Source organism: Paraburkholderia sp. BR14374, from assembly GCF_040948685.1.
Lineage (GTDB): Bacteria > Pseudomonadota > Gammaproteobacteria > Burkholderiales > Burkholderiaceae > Paraburkholderia > Paraburkholderia youngii.
In genome coordinates this window covers 63,178-78,589 of record NZ_JBFPKF010000001.1, presented here as the reverse complement: position 1 = coordinate 78,589, position 15,412 = coordinate 63,178, and the positions used below count along the sequence as shown (strand labels likewise).

The 15,412-nt window shown below is 63.0% G+C and carries 12 protein-coding genes and 1 tRNA gene; 8 read left to right on the top strand and 5 right to left on the bottom strand.

From position 1 onward, the window contains the following. Positions 1-35: 35 nt before the first annotated feature. From AB3X86_RS00320 to trxB, 4 genes are all read right to left on the bottom strand, one after another. Positions 36-956 carry a LysR family transcriptional regulator gene (locus AB3X86_RS00320; protein WP_368594510.1) on the bottom strand — a complete coding sequence of 307 codons (921 nt, stop codon included), beginning with the start codon at positions 954-956 and terminating at the stop codon, positions 36-38. A gap of 130 nt (positions 957-1,086) precedes the next feature. Further along, entirely contained in the window at positions 1,087-1,746 is a 660-nt protein-coding gene (locus AB3X86_RS00315) for a glutathione S-transferase family protein (protein WP_368594509.1), read from the bottom strand. A 114-nt stretch (positions 1,747-1,860) separates the two neighbouring features. After that, entirely contained in the window at positions 1,861-2,628 is a 768-nt protein-coding gene (locus tag AB3X86_RS00310; RefSeq protein ID WP_368594508.1) for a Smr/MutS family protein, read from the bottom strand. A gap of 186 nt (positions 2,629-2,814) precedes the next feature. Continuing rightward, entirely contained in the window at positions 2,815-3,816 is a 1,002-nt protein-coding gene (gene trxB, locus AB3X86_RS00305) for a thioredoxin-disulfide reductase (protein ID WP_176109287.1), read from the bottom strand. A 391-nt stretch (positions 3,817-4,207) separates the two neighbouring features. On the opposite strand from trxB, the gene AB3X86_RS00300 reads away from it, so the two are divergent. The 4 genes from AB3X86_RS00300 to AB3X86_RS00285 all read left to right on the top strand — a co-directional run bounded on the left by AB3X86_RS00300 (position 4,208) and on the right by AB3X86_RS00285 (position 8,353). After that, positions 4,208-6,517, top strand: a complete 2,310-nt coding sequence (locus AB3X86_RS00300) for a DNA translocase FtsK (protein ID WP_176121170.1) — start codon at positions 4,208-4,210, stop codon at positions 6,515-6,517. A 153-nt stretch (positions 6,518-6,670) separates the two neighbouring features. After that, positions 6,671-7,414 carry an outer membrane lipoprotein chaperone LolA gene (lolA, locus tag AB3X86_RS00295; RefSeq protein WP_176379901.1) on the top strand — a complete coding sequence of 248 codons (744 nt, stop codon included), beginning with the start codon at positions 6,671-6,673 and terminating at the stop codon, positions 7,412-7,414. 316 nt (positions 7,415-7,730) lie between these two features. Further along, a complete protein-coding gene (locus tag AB3X86_RS00290; protein ID WP_368594507.1) occupies positions 7,731-7,961 on the top strand; it encodes a hypothetical protein in 231 nt (76 codons plus the stop codon). Between the two features lie 203 nt (positions 7,962-8,164). Beyond that, entirely contained in the window at positions 8,165-8,353 is a 189-nt protein-coding gene (locus tag AB3X86_RS00285; protein ID WP_309240633.1) for a hypothetical protein, read from the top strand. A gap of 118 nt (positions 8,354-8,471) precedes the next feature. Here the strand turns inward: AB3X86_RS00285 and cytX are convergent, their stop codons facing one another. Further along, positions 8,472-9,788, bottom strand: a complete 1,317-nt coding sequence (gene cytX / locus AB3X86_RS00280) for a putative hydroxymethylpyrimidine transporter CytX (RefSeq protein ID WP_368594506.1) — start codon at positions 9,786-9,788, stop codon at positions 8,472-8,474. 226 nt (positions 9,789-10,014) lie between these two features. On the opposite strand from cytX, the gene AB3X86_RS00275 reads away from it, so the two are divergent. The 4 genes from AB3X86_RS00275 (at position 10,015) to AB3X86_RS00260 (ending at position 15,313) form a co-directional block, all read left to right on the top strand. Further along, on the top strand, positions 10,015-11,328 hold the full coding sequence (locus tag AB3X86_RS00275) for a replication-associated recombination protein A (protein ID WP_368594505.1): 1,314 nt from the start codon (positions 10,015-10,017) through the stop codon (positions 11,326-11,328). 64 nt (positions 11,329-11,392) lie between these two features. Next, on the top strand, positions 11,393-12,688 hold the full coding sequence (serS, locus tag AB3X86_RS00270) for a serine--tRNA ligase (RefSeq protein WP_368594504.1): 1,296 nt from the start codon (positions 11,393-11,395) through the stop codon (positions 12,686-12,688). A 196-nt stretch (positions 12,689-12,884) separates the two neighbouring features. After that, positions 12,885-12,975: transfer RNA gene (locus AB3X86_RS00265), tRNA-Ser, on the top strand. 742 nt (positions 12,976-13,717) lie between these two features. After that, positions 13,718-15,313 carry a hypothetical protein gene (locus tag AB3X86_RS00260; RefSeq protein WP_368594503.1) on the top strand — a complete coding sequence of 532 codons (1,596 nt, stop codon included), beginning with the start codon at positions 13,718-13,720 and terminating at the stop codon, positions 15,311-15,313. Positions 15,314-15,412 lie beyond the last annotated feature (99 nt).

Here is a 15,412-nt window from a genome sequence, read left to right as displayed (position 1 = left end):
AGTTGCGCGTGGGGCTTTTGCTATTTTTGCAGCCGTCATGCCGACTCTGGCAAACGCAAATCCGGATTGCTGCGCGCGAGCTCGCCGACCCAATCGATGAACGCGCGCAGCCGCGAACTCAGATTGCGGCGGTGCGCATACAGGATCGACAGCGGCGTGCCGGGGCTCGTGTAGTTGCCGAGAATCTCCGTGAGCGCGCCTTGCTCGATCAGCTCGGCGACCATGAAGCGCGACGGCTGGATGATGCCGTGGCCCAGCACGCCCGCGGTGATGTAGACGGAGCCGTCGTTGACGGCGAGCGTGCTGTCCATCGCGACGCGCTCGATTTCGCCGTCGACTTCGAATTCGAACGGGAAGGTACGGCCGCTGCGCGCGGACACGTAGTTGACCGCGCGATGCTCGCCGAGCTCGGCCAGCGTGGTCGGCGTGCCGAACTTCTGCAGATACGCGGGCGACGCGCATGTGACGATGCGCGCAAGCCCGATGCGCTTCGCGACGAGGCTCGACTCTTCGAGCGTGCCCATGCGAATCACGCAATCGACGCCATCCTGGATCAGATCGATGTTGCGATCCGCGAGACCGAGACGCACGTCGATCGCGGGGTATTGTTCGTAGAAGTCGTCGAGCGCGGGCAGCAGCAGCGAGCGCGCGAGCGTGCCGGACGTGTCGACGCGGATCGTGCCGGCCGGATTCTCGCGCTTGTTCGATAGCGACGACTCGGCATCGGCGACGTCGGCGAGAATGCGCACACAGCGCTCGTAGAACGACGCGCCGTCTTCGGTCACGCTGACCTGACGCGTCGAGCGGTTCAGGAGCCGCACGCCGACGTGTTCCTCGAGCGCCTGGATCGTGCGGCTGACCTTCGCGCGTGGCAGATCGAGCGATTCCGAGACCTTGGTGAAGCTGTTCGCTTCGACCACGCGCGTGAAGATCTCCATCGCTTCGAAACGGTCCATGGTGTGCCTTGTGGGTGGTGAGCCAAAAGAAGGGCGGGGCAGGCTTGCGATACGACAGAAAGTCTACAGCCACGAAATCAGGTTGTCTGCCGTGCCACGTTCGCGCAAATCTGCCACCGCCGCTCGCGGCTCAATCCCGGTCTGGCGCACCCAGCGGAAATAGCGGCCGATACGGCCGCGCCTCGTCGACCGCGCGGGCGAACGACGGCCGCGCGAGCAGCCGCTGCCGGTACGCGCGCACGTGCGCGAACGCGGGGTCGATCGGATGCGTCCAGTCGGCGTAGAACAGAGACGGGGCGGCGCCGCAGTCGGCGAGGCTGAAGCTGTCGCCGGCGGCCCATTCGCGCTCGGCCATGTGGCGGTTGAGCCAGGCATAAGCGGTGTCGAGCATCGCGCGTGCATCGGCGACGCCACGCGCGTCGCGCTCGGCTTCGGGACGCAGGCTATCGAACACGACCTTTTGCTGCGGCGTCGAAATGTAGTTGTCGAAGAAGCGGTCCAACATGCGCAGCTCGAGCGCGGCGCGCGGGTCGGCCGGCAACAACGCGACAGGCCCCGGATACTGCAGGCCAAGATATTCGATGATGATGGTCGCCTCGACCACCGTGCGCCCGCCGTCGACGAGCACCGGGAAGCGCTTGATCGGCCACAGCGCGGCGAATTCGGCCATGATCTGCGGGTCGTCGTACGCGAGCACGCGCATCTCGAACGGCGTGCCGTTTTCGTACAACGCGGTCAAGGCCTTCTGGCAGTACGACGAGAACGGATGGGCATAAAGCTTCAGGGGCATCGCGATCACCTTTGAAGGTTGCACAGCACGAATCCACGGTGGCGACGAGAGCCACCGCGCGACGGCCAGGCTGGCCGTTTACCCCACGACGAACGACGGCCGAAAAAATCGACCTCAGACCTTCAGGTTTGTCCCGTGCGGCGGCAAGGACCCCGGCTGCAACAGCACGACCACCGCGCCGGCGCCGCCGTCATGCGGGCGCGCCTGACAGAACGCGATTACTTCGGCTTTCTGGACGAGCCACGCGCGCACTTTGCCTTTCAGCACCGGCTCCTTGCCGATCGACCCCAAACCCTTGCCGTGAATCACGCGCAGGCAGCGCAGGCCGCGTTTGACCGATTCGCGAATGAATTCCGCGAGCGCCTCGCGTGCTTCCTCGCGCCGCATGCCGTGCAGGTCGATCTGCGCCTGCACGATCCAGTCGCCACGCCGCAGCTTGCGCACGACGTCGCGGCTCACGCCGGGGCGGCAATACGACAGCGTTTCGTCGGTTTCGAGCAGCACTTCGGGGTCGAACTCATCCGAAATCGCTTCGTGCAGCACCGCTTCCTCATCGAGCAGCGTCTGCACCGGCAGCGGCGGCGGGGGATTGCGCGTGAGCGTCGCGCGTGGCGGAACCGCGAGCGGCGCGACTTCGCCGATCTCGCGGCGGAACAGATCGGCGTCGGCGGCCGCTTCGCGCTGCGCCGCTCGCGCCGCCGCCTGTTCGCGCTCGCGCCGCTCGGCGTCACCCTTTAACGCTTCACGCAACGCACCCAGTCCGGCGAGCCCGGACGCGCGATCGAGCTTCGGCGCAACGGCGGGCGCGGCTGTTGCAGGTGCGGGGCGCGGGGCGGCTTGCGGGCGTTTCGGTTCGTTCGGATGGGGCTGATTCTTCGGCATGTCGGCAATACAGGCGGAGAGGTCGGTGGCTGGTGCGAAGCTGAGGCGGCAAAAACGACAAAGGCCGCCGGCATTGCAGCCGCGGCCTTCGTGAGCCAATGACGGCAGCGCTGCGCGCTACCGTCATTTTACTGTCGCGACCCTTGTCGCGACATTGTGCGCGGTACGGCGCCGCGGATCAGCGGATCACCGGTCCGCTTCCGCGCTCATCGCGTGCTCGCCGGCCATCTCGTTGATGGTCTCGAGATAGCGCTGTGCATCGAGCGCGGCCATACAGCCGGTGCCCGCGCTCGTGATCGCCTGGCGATAGATATGGTCCTGCACGTCGCCAGCGGCGAACACCCCCGGCACGCTCGTCGCGGTCGCGAAACCGTTCAGGCCGCCCTTGGTGATGATGTAGCCGTTCTTCATCTCGAGCTGGCCTTCGAAGATGTCCGTGTTCGGCTTGTGGCCGATCGCGACGAACAGGCCCTGCAGCGCGATGTCGGTGGTCTCGCCAGTCTGCGTGTGCTTGATGCGCAGGCCGGTGACGCCGGAGGCGTCGCCGGTTACTTCTTCGAGCACATGGTTCCACTTGATCTCGACGACGCCTTCCTTCTCTTTCGCGAGCAGACGGTCGATCAGGATCGGCTCGGCGCGGAACTTGTCACGGCGATGAATCACGGTGACCTTCTTCGCGATGCCGGCGAGGTACAGCGCCTCTTCGACGGCCGTATTGCCGCCGCCGATCACGGCGACGTGCTGCTGCTTATAGAAGAAGCCGTCGCAGGTGGCGCAGGCCGACACGCCCTTGCCCATGAACGCCTCTTCCGACGGCAGGCCGAGATATTGCGCCGATGCACCCGTCGAGATGATCAGCGAGTCGCACGTGTATTCGCCCGAATCGCCGATCAGGCGAATCGGCTTCTCATCGAGCTTCGCCGTGTGGATGTGGTCGAAGATGATCTCGGTGTTGAAGCGCTCGGCGTGCTCGAGGAAGCGCGCCATCAGTTCCGGGCCTTGCACGCCGTTGGCGTCGGCGGGCCAGTTTTCGACGTCGGTCGTGGTCATCAGCTGGCCGCCTTGCGCGAGGCCGGTGACGAGTACCGGCGCGAGGTTAGCGCGCGCCGCGTAAACCGCCGCCGTGTAGCCGGCGGGGCCGGAACCGAGAATCAGAACCTTGGCGTGTTTCGTTGCAGTTGCGGGCATGATCGAATCCTTGTACGGCGCGCGGCTCGCCATTGCGTAGCCGTGCGTTTTTGAACTGAAACTGTAGATGGGTATCAGACCGGCATTATAAAGGGCGGGGCCTACGGCTGCGCCATCAAGCTTTCTCATCGCCGCGATAGCGTGGCGGCGTGGGCGCGCGGTGCGAGCACGCGGCGCGATACGACGAATTCAGCGCGCGTCGCTCGTTCATTTGTGGTCAAACCGCCAAGTTACCGTCATTTACAGCCTCGCGCGGGACACAGCGTTTACAATAGCCCGGATCGAAGTTTCCGGTAGCCGGGATCGGGCCCGAAGCCGCGCGCGGCGAGGCTCGGGCCGCGTTCCCGGCGGCAGTTTCAGCCTGAACCGGCTACCCCAGGCAACAGGATCAATGGCAAAAGCTCCCTATACCGCGAGCGCGCAGGCATTGCCGCACCGCATGTCGCGCCTCTTCACCGAAATCCGCTGGATTCTGCAGGTGGCCCTCGGCGTGTTCCTGCTGATGTCCCTCGTCAGCTACAGCAGGCACGACCCGAGCTGGACCCATGCCGCGCAGGTCGACCATATCTCGAACTGGGCGGGCCGCGTCGGCGCGTGGACCTCGGACATTCTGCTGCTGCTGTTCGGCCTGTCCGCCTACTGGTGGATCGTGCTGCTCGGCCGCCACATCTCCGCGAACTACAGGCGCATCACCCGCAACGAAGAGCCGCAGGACGACGACGCGCCGCGCGGCGTCAGCTGGCTCGCGGACGCGTTCGCGTTCATGCTCGTGCTGCTGTCGTGCAACGGCCTCGAGGCGCTGCGCATGTGGTCGCTGAGAGTGCAGTTGCCGCGCGCGCCGGGCGGCGTGATCGGCGAGGCCGTCGCGCGCGGCATCTCGCATGCGCTCGGCTTCACCGGCGGCACGCTCGCTCTGCTGCTCGGTCTGGGGATCGGGCTGTCGCTGTACTTCCGGTTTTCGTGGCTGTCGGTCGCGGAGAAGGTCGGCGAATCCATCATTTCCGCGGTGACGTTCGCGAAGCTGCGCCGCGAGGCCGGGCTCGATCGCAAGCTCGGCGAAGCGGCCGCCGTCAAGCGCGAAGGCAAGGTCGAGAAGGGCCGCGTGCGCATCGAGGAGCACGAGCCCGTGGTGATCGTGCCGCCGCTCGCCACGCCGGCGAAGTCGGAGCGTGTCGAGAAGGAACGCCAGGTGCCGCTCTTCACCGATCTGCCCGGCGACTCCACGCTGCCGCCCATCTCGTTGCTCGACCCCGCGCCCGCCGCGCAGGAAACCATTTCCGCGGACACGCTCGAATTCACGTCGCGCCTGATCGAGAAGAAGCTGAAGGACTTCGGCGTCGAAGTGAGCGTGGTCGCCGCGTATCCGGGCCCGGTCGTCACGCGCTATGAAATCGAGCCGGCCACCGGTGTGAAGGGCAGTCAGATCGTCAACCTCGCGAAGGACCTCGCGCGTTCGCTGTCGCTCGTGTCGATCCGCGTCGTCGAAACGATTCCGGGCAAGAACTACATGGCGTTGGAGCTGCCGAACCAGCGCCGTCAGACCGTGAGCCTGTCCGAAATTCTCGGCTCGACCGTGTATGCGGATGCCGCGTCGCCGCTCACGATGGGTCTCGGCAAGGACATCGGCGGCAAGCCGGTGTGCGCGGACCTCGCGAAGATGCCGCATTTGCTCGTCGCCGGCACGACCGGTTCGGGCAAGTCGGTCGGTATCAACGCGATGATCCTGTCGCTGTTGTACAAGGCGAGCGCCGAGCAGGTGCGCATGATCCTGATCGATCCGAAGATGCTCGAAATGAGCGTCTACGAAGGCATTCCCCATCTGCTGTGTCCGGTCGTCACCGACATGCGTCAGGCGGGCCATGCGCTGAACTGGGCGGTCGCCGAGATGGAGCGCCGCTACAAGCTGATGAGCAAGGTTGGCGTGCGTAACCTCGCCGGCTACAACAACAAGATCGACGAAGCGGCCAAACGCGAAGAGAAGCTGCCGAATCCGTTCAGCCTGACGCCGGACGATCCGGAACCGCTGACGCGTTTGCCGAACATCGTGATCGTCATCGACGAACTGGCCGACCTGATGATGGTCGTCGGCAAGAAGGTCGAAGAGCTGATCGCGCGAATCGCGCAGAAGGCGCGCGCGGCCGGCATCCATCTGATACTCGCGACGCAGCGTCCGTCGGTCGACGTGATCACCGGCTTGATCAAGGCCAACGTGCCGACCCGGATGGCGTTCCAGGTGTCGTCGAAAATCGATTCGCGCACGATTCTCGACCAGCAGGGCGCCGAGTCGCTGCTCGGCATGGGCGACATGCTGTATCTGCCGCCGGGCACTGGTTTGCCGGTGCGTGTGCACGGCGCGTTCGTGTCGGATGACGAAGTGCATCGCGTCGTCGACAAGCTCAAGGAGCAGGGCGAGCCGAACTATATCGAGGGCATTCTCGAAGGCGGCGTGAGCGGCGAGGGCGACGAAGGCTCGGCGGGAACCGCGTCCACCGAAGGCGAGTCGGACCCGTTATACGACCAGGCGGTCGACGTCGTGCTGAAGAACCGCCGCGCGTCGATTTCACTGGTGCAGCGGCATCTGCGCATCGGCTACAACCGGGCGGCGCGTCTGCTCGAACAGATGGAGAATTCGGGCGTGGTGTCGGCGATGTCGTCAAACGGCAATCGCGAGATTCTGGCGCCGGCGCGCGAAGCGGAATAGCCGCAACAAGTCATTGCGGCTATTGCGAGCGCCGCTGCGTACACCGCCATGTGTGCGCTATTGCGGCTCGACACCGGGCCAGTCCCTTTGTGTTCAGCGAGGGCGGCGTCCCGGCACAGTCCATCACCGAATTCATTCAACGGAGAAATACCTATGCAAGCAATCGCGCGGCAGGATGCCCGACAGCGTCGAGCGGGCCGCCTCGGCGAGCGCGTGTGCCGCGGCATGCGCAAGATCGCGCGCGCCGCCGGCAGTGTCGCGATCGGTGCGTCGCTGCTCGTCGCGTCGCACGCGTTCGCGAGCGGCACCGAGCAACTGAAGGCCTTCGTCTCGCAGGTCCATTCGGCGCGTGGCACCTTCGTGCAACAGGAAGTGCGCGCGCCGAGCAAGGCGCAGGGCGCGAGCGGCGCGCTGTCCACCGCGAACCCGGGCAAGCCGACCACCTCTAGCGGCACGTTCATGTTCGCGCGGCCCGGCAAGTTCATCTGGCAATACGAGAAGCCCTACTCGCAATTGTTGCAGGCGGACGGCGACAAGCTCTTCGTCTATGACAAGGATTTGAACCAGGTGACGGTGCGCGCGCTCGGCAATGCGCTCGGCGCGAGCCCGGCGGCGATCCTGTTCGGCAGCAACGACCTTGAGAAGAATTTCACGCTGCGCGACGCGGGCGTGAAAGCCGGCATCGACTGGCTCGAACTGACGCCGAAGGCGAAGGACACGCAGTTCGAGCGCGTCGGCATCGGCTTCAAGGACGGCAATCTGGAAGCGATGGAATTGCACGACGTGTTCGGTAACGTCACGCTGCTGACGTTCTCGAACATCCAGAAAAATCCGCCACTACCGTCCGATGCGTTCAAGTTCACGGTGCCGAAGGGCGCAGATGTGATCAACGGATGAATCACGCGGTGCGCGCCGGCGAAGCCGCGCTTGTCGAGCGCGGCTTTTTTTATTGTGCGCGGCACGTGGCGCGTGGATTGCTCAGGGTGCGCGCTCTGTGCCGCGATGAAAAATCAAATCGTCGTGCCGGCAGACGTAATGATTTAGTGGGAGACTGTAAAGACCGGCATCGCTGATCGGCTGCATTAGCGCGTGCGATCATTTCCAGGATTGGGCGCGCAGTCTCTAACAATTTTTTGCTGCAACGCAACAAAATAACGCCTAAACTGATTGGAGCTGGTTGTTGCTTCGAATGTCTGGAAAGGTGAGGCATGTCATGAGATTGTCTTCTTCACACGAGTTACGCTTGTCCCCGTCCCTCCATGTATTCGAGCAGGAGGGCGGATGGCACTGGGGAATCACGGTTCCACGGTCGGCCGGAAGTGGTTTCAAGGTCGTGGCATACAGCGAAAAAACCTTTATCGATGAGGCCGAAGCTCATCGGGAAGGCAATCGCGCGCTTGAACGTTTTGCCGACGAGCCGTCGGTTTCCCTCGAGCGGCAATAACGCCATAGATTTTCATGCATATAACGTGCACATTATTTCGATCGCCGGTGAAAACCGCAATGATTACCTGTCGGAATACCTTGATATGCAACGAATTGCATATCTTTTTTGACTTCCGAAAAATCGTAGCGATAATGTCTCGTTTTTGAGATATCGCTCTTACTTTGACTTTCGCGGAATATGAAACCACCCACGCGCTCAGCGTGGAACTGGACGGCGTGAACTATGCCGGAACCTATCGCGTCATGACGGGCACCGTCGTTGTCCACTTCGCGAACGAGAGCAAATTCGCGTCGTACGCACCGAACCGGCCCGAGACCGTCGCCCGTTGGCTGCTCACGGACCTGTGTCGAAAGGTCGAATCGCGTCGGCGCAAAGCCGCGAAAAAATAGCCGGCGGCGCGAACAGCGGCTGGCGGTTTCAGGTCATAAAAAAGACCTGCAATTGCACTGCAGGTCTTCGTTACTTTCTGGCAGCCGCGTTTAACGCAACGCGCTCAGACTAATGCGCTCATGCATACGCAGTCTTGCGCGCCGATACGAACACGTAGTAGCACGCCGCACCGATCGCGAGCGACGGCAGCGTCGCGCCGAGATTCGGCAGCCATTGATTGATCACCTGATACGAGGCGATGCCGATCGCCCATGCGACGAACGCGCTCAGGTGCCAGCCGCCCGAGAAGCCGTAGCGGCCGCGCACATCGGCGAGCACCGCGGCATCGATGCGACGCTTGCGCACGATGAAGTGATCCATCAGCACGACGCCGAACAGAGGCGCGAATACCGAGCCGATCAACAGCAGGAAATTCTGGTACTTCGCCATCGGCACGAGCAGCGCGATCAGTGTGCACAGCGCGCCGAACGCGGCCGACAGCAACGGCACGCTCGCGCGTGTCCAGAACGTGCCGGTCGACACCGCGGCCGAGTGGATATCGGCGAACGCATTGTCGATTTCGTCTATCAGGATCAGCAGCAGCGCAAACCCGCCGCCTGCTTGCGCGAGCGCGCCGGTCAGCAATGCATCGCCGCCGCCGGCCGCGAGGCCATAGACCGCGCCGAGCGCATAGAACCAGATGTTCGCGATGCCATAGCCGTACAGCGTGCCGCGGAACGTCTCGCCGGCGCGGCGGCCGAAGCGCGTGTAGTCGGCGATCAGCGGCAGCCACGACAGCGGCATCGCGACCACGAGGTCGACCGCGCCGCCGAACGACATCTCGCCGGTGCCGGGACGCTGCATCAGATCGGCGAGATTGTGGCGCGCGAGCAGGTTCCACGTGAGCCACGCGGCGCCCGCGAGCAGCAGCCAGATCCCCCACTTGCGCAGAAAACGCCGCACGAAAGACAGCGGGCCGCTGATCGCGAGCAAGGTTGCGAGCAGGCCGAAGATCACGGTCCACACGAGCGGCATCGACAGGCCGAAAGCCTGCTTCGCGAGCGCATCGGCGGAATCGCGCATCACGATCACCTCGAACGAGCCCCAGCCGACCAGTTGCACCATGTTCAGGACGGCCGGCACCGACGCGCCGCGCACGCCGAGCGTCGGACGCAGCGACGACATCGCCGCGAGCCCGGTGTCGGTGCCGATCACGCCCGCGAGCGCGAGCAGCACGACGCCGATCACGCTGCCGAGGACGATCGCGACGAGCGCATGCGGCAGCGACAGCCCCGGCACCAGCAGCGCGCCCGCCTGGGCGACGAGCAGGCCGATGCCGAGCGAGAACCACAGCGCGAACGCGTCGCCGGTACGGAACGCGCGGCGCGCGTCGGGCACCGGCGAGAGCGGCGCGTAGGTGGAGCCGGCTTGGCCGGCGACAGAATCTTGTGCCATCTGATGTGTGTTCCTCCTGGTGGTGCGGTGAAGCTCTGTGCTGTGAATTTATGCGCTGTCGGCGCGCCGGGTCGGCCATCGCGCGGTCGCCGTCACTGTCATAATGCAGGACGTTGCCCGCGTTGTTGCCTCTGCTTGCGGCCGTGCGCTGGCTTTGCGCTTGTCCTGCGCGGCGCCGCTCGAACGCGGTGCGTACCCGGAAAGCCGAGATTATCCCCAAAACGTCATGTTTGAAGAAACCCGTGCCAATGTTCCGCTCGCCGAACGCCTGCGGCCACGCAATATCGACGAAGTGATCGGCCAGTCGCATCTGCTCGGTCCGAACAAGCCGCTCAGGGTCGCGTTCGAATCCGGCGAGGCCCATTCGATGATCCTTTGGGGCCCGCCAGGCGTCGGCAAGACCACGCTCGCGCGGCTGATGGCCGATGCGTTCGACGCGCAGTTCATCGCGTTGTCCGCGGTGCTGTCGGGCGTGAAGGATATCCGCGAGGCGGTCGAGACCGCGCAGATCCATCGCGCGAACGGCCATCAGACGCTGGTGTTCGTCGACGAGGTGCATCGCTTCAACAAGAGCCAGCAAGACGCGTTCTTGCCGCACGTCGAGTCGGGCCTGTTCGTGTTCGTCGGTGCGACGACCGAGAATCCATCGTTCGAGGTCAACAGCGCGCTGCTGTCGCGCGCCGCGGTCTACGTGCTGAAGAGCCTGACAGACGACGAACAGCGCGAGTTGCTCGAGCGCGCGCAAAAAGAACTCGGCGGCCTCGCGTTCACCGAGGAAGCGCGCGCCGCGCTGATCGGCTCCGCCGACGGCGACGGCCGCAAGCTGTTGAACAACCTCGAGATCGTCGCGCGCGCGGCCGCCCAGCAGAAAACCACCGAAATCGACGGCGCGTTATTGGGCAGCGCGCTCGCGGAAAATCTGCGCCGCTTCGACAAGGGCGGCGACGCATTCTACGACCAGATCAGCGCGCTGCATAAATCGGTGCGCGGCAGCAACCCGGACGGCGCGCTGTACTGGTTCTGCCGCATGCTCGACGGCGGCGCCGACCCGCGCTATCTGGCGCGTCGCATCGTGCGTATGGCGTGGGAAGACATCGGCCTCGCGGACCCACGCGCAGCGCGCATCACGCTCGACGCCGCCGAAACCTACGAGCGTCTCGGCTCGCCCGAAGGCGAACTCGCACTCGCGCAGGCGATCATCTATCTGGCGGTCGCGCCGAAATCGAATGCCGGATACAACGCGTACAACGAGGCGCGGCGTTTCGTCGGCAAGGACCAGTCGCGCGCGGTACCGGTGCATCTGCGCAACGCGCCGACGAAGCTGATGAAGGAACTCGGCTACGGCCACGACTATCGCTATGCGCACGACGAACCCGATGCGTACGCGGCCGGCGAGACCTATCTTCCGGACGGCATGCGCGAGCCGCATTGGTACGAGCCGACGCCGCGTGGCCTCGAAGGCAAGATCGGCGAAAAGCTCGCGCGGCTTGGCGAGCTCGATGCGCGGTGGCGCGCCGAGAACAAGCCCAAGAAGACTTGAGGCGTTTCGCCTTGGCCGGTGCGTTAAAATCGCGGTTTCATACAACGAACATCCGTCCCATCCCATGCTCGACATCCAGTTGCTGCGCAAAGACCTCGACGGCGTCGCAAAGCGCCTCGCCGACCGCGGCTATATCCTCGACGTCGCGGCCTTCACCGCGCTCGAAGCGGAACGCCGCGATACCCAGACCCGTACCGAAGAACTGCAGGCGCGCCGCAACAGCCTGTCGAAGCAGATCGGCGCGATGAAAGGGCGTGGCGAAGATACGTCGGCGGTAATGGCCGAAGTGAGCGGCATCGGCGACGAGATGAAGGCGTCGGCGGTCAAGCTCGAAGACATCCAGAAGCGTCTGTCGGATCTGCTGCTCGGCGTGCCGAATCTCGCGCACGAAAGCGTGCCGGTCGGCAACGACGAAGCCCATAACGTCGAAGTGCGCCGCTGGGGCACGCCGCGACAGTTCGACTTCGAAGTCAAGGATCACGTGGACGTCGGCACGCCGCTTGGCCTCGACTTCGAGACAGGCGCGAAGCTGTCCGGCGCGCGCTTCACGATGCTGCGCGGCCAGATTGCGCGGCTGCATCGCGCGCTCGCACAGTTCATGATCGACACGCACACGCAGCAGCACGGCTATACCGAGATATACACGCCGTACATCGTGAATCCGGACATCCTGTACGGCACCGGCCAGCTGCCGAAGTTCGCGGACGATATGTTCCGCGTCGAGAAGGGCGGCGGTGAAAGCACGGTCACGCAGTATCTGATCTCGACCTCGGAAATTTCGCTGACCAACACGGTGCGTGAGAGCATCGTCGAAGCGGACGCACTGCCGATCAAGTTGACTGCGCATTCGCCGTGCTTCCGCTCGGAGGCGGGCTCGTACGGCCGCGACACGCGCGGCATGATCCGCCAGCATCAGTTCGACAAGGTCGAGATGGTGCAGGTCGTCGCTCCTGACGCATCGTACGACGCGCTCGAGCAGATGGTCGGCCATGCCGAGGCGATTCTGCAGAAGCTCGAACTGCCGTATCGCGTGATCACGCTGTGCACCGGCGACATGGGTTTCTCCGCAGCGAAAACCTATGACCTCGAAGTATGGCTGCCCGCGCAGAACACCTATCGTGAGATTTCGAGCTGCTCGAATACCGAGTCGTTCCAGGCGCGACGCATGCAGGCGCGTTTCCGAAACGCGCAGGGCAAGCCGGAGCTCGTGCATACGCTGAACGGCTCGGGTCTCGCGGTGGGCCGCACGCTCGTCGCGGTGCTAGAGAACTTCCAGAACGCCGATGGCTCGGTGACGGTGCCCACGGCATTGCGGCCGTACCTCGGCGGCGTGGAGCGGCTGGAAGTGCCGGCGGCCTGAGCGTCGCTGGCATGTGTGCAGGTGCGGTATCGTCGCGTGTCTGACGGTGCCGCTGCCGGCACCCAGGCCTCTCGAAAAAATTTTGAGGTTTTTTCGTCGAGGGGCTTGGAAAACTGATTCAAGCTGTTTTATAATCTTTTTCTCCCAAGCAACGGCCCGCTTGGATCCGACGAAGCAGCAACGAGTTGGAATACCCGGAAAGGTGGCAGAGTGGTCGAATGTACCTGACTCGAAATCAGGCGTACGGTTTCCCCGTACCGTGGGTTCGAATCCCACCCTTTCCGCCAAATTCTGAAACCCCTTGATCTCACCGAGATCAAGGGGTTTTTTGTTTTGGGTTTTCGAATTGTTTTGCCAAGGCAATCCGATGTCGTTCGAGCATTATTTCTATTGGCGAAATCCATTGTTTCAATTTTTTGTACATGAGCTATTCGTCGCTCGTGGGTTTTTTCATTCCGATTTCCATACAAATACCTTAAGCGATACCTGCTGCGCTGTCTCCGCATTCATACGCGCGGACATATTCGGGACATGGCCGTCGCGCGCTATAAGGGGTCGAAGTAAGAAAGTTTGCGGGCGACCCGCCCCCCGATCGACTTCTTAAAGTGCGAATCTTCGCGGACCCAACACATCTCCGCAAGATCTGCCTTTTTTTACAAATAAATACGATTTTTGGCTGGGCTCGGTCATTCGTTCAGGGTACGATTTACGCCGTCAGCAGCTTTTACGGGAAGAATTTTCCTACAAGTCAAGAGTTGCGGCAGCAATCGGTAAAAGGTTCGCAAGGCAAACGTTTGCGGACTGACGCGCACCAGCTTTGTCAATCTGGACCACCGCGAGGAGCTCTTCGCGAGCATCGGTTCAATCGGACATCACAGACGTGCGTTCCACGGCACCTCAGGACAAGTGTTTTTTAAGGAATGCAAATTCATTTGCATCGAATCCTTATGCATTGTCCGTCCGAATCACAGCGAATTCACCTTTGGTCTTTTTATCGGGAATTTTCCCGACATTTGGAATTACTCTGCGATGATAAAACGACGTCAATTCATTGGGGGCCTCACGGCCCTGAGCGCAAGTTATCTTTTGGCCGCATGTGGTGGCGGTGGATCCGGCACCTCGGACGACAAGACTGCCGCTGCTGCCGCTGCATCCGGCGCTTCCGGTACCGCGGCTTCGAAAACGGCCGTCGCAAAGACGAGCGATCCGAACAGTGTCTCCATTCCGCCCGCCTCGTCCATCACGGACAACTCCGGCAACGTCTGGACGCTGTCCGGAGGTGTCGGTGGCTCGGTCTACTGCAACGGTTCGCCGGCAAGCAACACCTACAACGTGCAGATGGTCCTGTTTTACGCCGGCGTGATCTATCACGAGGGCACGGGTGGTCAGTTCTACCAATGGACGGGCTCGGGCTGGAAAGGTTGCATCGACCCGCGCCTCGGTGGCACCTCGGCTGATGGCACCACGATCCCCGGTTCGTCGTACATCATCGACAAATCCAACAACATCTGGACGGTGAACAACGGTGTCATTCTCTGCAATGGGGCGCCCGTAGGCAACACGTACAACGTCTCGCTGCTGTTGTGGTACGGCGGCAAGATCTGGCATTGCGGCACGGGTGGCCAGTTCTACGTGAACAACGAGACCGCCGGTCATTGGCTGCCATGTAGTGATCCGCGCACCGCGATCGCACCGGCCGCGGGCATGTTCTACGGCATGAACGGCCACTTCGACTACACCTACACGCCTCAACAGGTCGTGTCGATCCTGAAGGGCATGGGCTGCACCAGCTATCGCGTGGGCTGCACCAACACTTCGAACCAGCTGAACGCACTGATCGGGCTTGCGCAGGCTTTCCAGTCAGCGGGCATGACGTTGGTCGTGCTGATCAATCAGGGCGTCTACGACTCCAATGGCAACGTGTTCGCCAACGAGAGTGCCGCTTACAACCAGGGTTACTCGGTCGCCCAAGGCATCGCGAACGCACTGAAGCCGTATGGCGTGACCATTTACGAATGCGGCAACGAGTTGACGCGCACGAACGCCACCGTATTGGACTTCACCTGTGCGGGCACGAAGGCGTCGGACTTCAACAACGCGAACTGGCCGGCGATGCGCGGCGTGATGCGCGGCATGATCGACGGCGTGAAGTCGGTTCAGTCCAACGCGAAATGCGGCATCAACTTCTGCGTGAACGATGTGGGCGCAGCGGACGCGCTGTGGGAAGGTATGCAGCCCGATGGTAGCGGCGGCCACCCGACCGTGCGCTGGGATATCACCACGTGGCACAACTACGAGGTGTATGGCGACGTGTTCTCGCTCGGTGCGGACGGCGCCCAACCTGGCTTCGATCTGCCGACCTATTGCAAGGCCCGTTACGGCGTGCCGTTCCTCATCACCGAGTGGAACACCGGACCGGAACGGGACGAGACCTATCGTGGGAACTACATCACGACGAGGCTCGGCGAGTTCTATCAGAATCGCAAGACGCACAATATCCAGGGCGTCATGTATTACGTGCTCGACAGCGGCGACGAGACGTTCGGCATCATGAAAAACGGCACGCCGTTGAACCCGGCGTACAGTGCGTTCCAAAGTTTCACCGCAGCTAATCCCGACAACTAAGCCGGGACCTCGACGCAAGCAGCCTTGCGCGTCAGTCAGAATCGCGCCCGAACCCTTGTCTCAGCGTATCGAGGCTAGGGGACGGGTGTCTCATGCGAC

Excerpts from the sequence above, each read along its gene's own strand:
- serS (WP_368594504.1), top strand. The coding sequence starts at position 11,393 with ATGCTCGACATCCAGTTGCTGCGCAAAGACCTCGACGGCGTCGCAAAG.
- AB3X86_RS00260 (WP_368594503.1), top strand. The coding sequence starts at position 13,718 with ATGATAAAACGACGTCAATTCATTGGGGGCCTCACGGCCCTGAGCGCA.
- AB3X86_RS00275 (WP_368594505.1), top strand. The coding sequence starts at position 10,015 with ATGTTTGAAGAAACCCGTGCCAATGTTCCGCTCGCCGAACGCCTGCGG.
- AB3X86_RS00315 (WP_368594509.1), bottom strand. The coding sequence starts at position 1,746 with ATGCCCCTGAAGCTTTATGCCCATCCGTTCTCGTCGTACTGCCAGAAG.
- AB3X86_RS00290 (WP_368594507.1), top strand. The coding sequence starts at position 7,731 with ATGAGATTGTCTTCTTCACACGAGTTACGCTTGTCCCCGTCCCTCCAT.
- cytX (WP_368594506.1), bottom strand. The coding sequence starts at position 9,788 with ATGGCACAAGATTCTGTCGCCGGCCAAGCCGGCTCCACCTACGCGCCG.
- lolA (WP_176379901.1), top strand. The coding sequence starts at position 6,671 with ATGCAAGCAATCGCGCGGCAGGATGCCCGACAGCGTCGAGCGGGCCGC.
- AB3X86_RS00310 (WP_368594508.1), bottom strand. The coding sequence starts at position 2,628 with ATGCCGAAGAATCAGCCCCATCCGAACGAACCGAAACGCCCGCAAGCC.
- trxB (WP_176109287.1), bottom strand. The coding sequence starts at position 3,816 with ATGCCCGCAACTGCAACGAAACACGCCAAGGTTCTGATTCTCGGTTCC.
- AB3X86_RS00300 (WP_176121170.1), top strand. The coding sequence starts at position 4,208 with ATGGCAAAAGCTCCCTATACCGCGAGCGCGCAGGCATTGCCGCACCGC.
- AB3X86_RS00320 (WP_368594510.1), bottom strand. The coding sequence starts at position 956 with ATGGACCGTTTCGAAGCGATGGAGATCTTCACGCGCGTGGTCGAAGCG.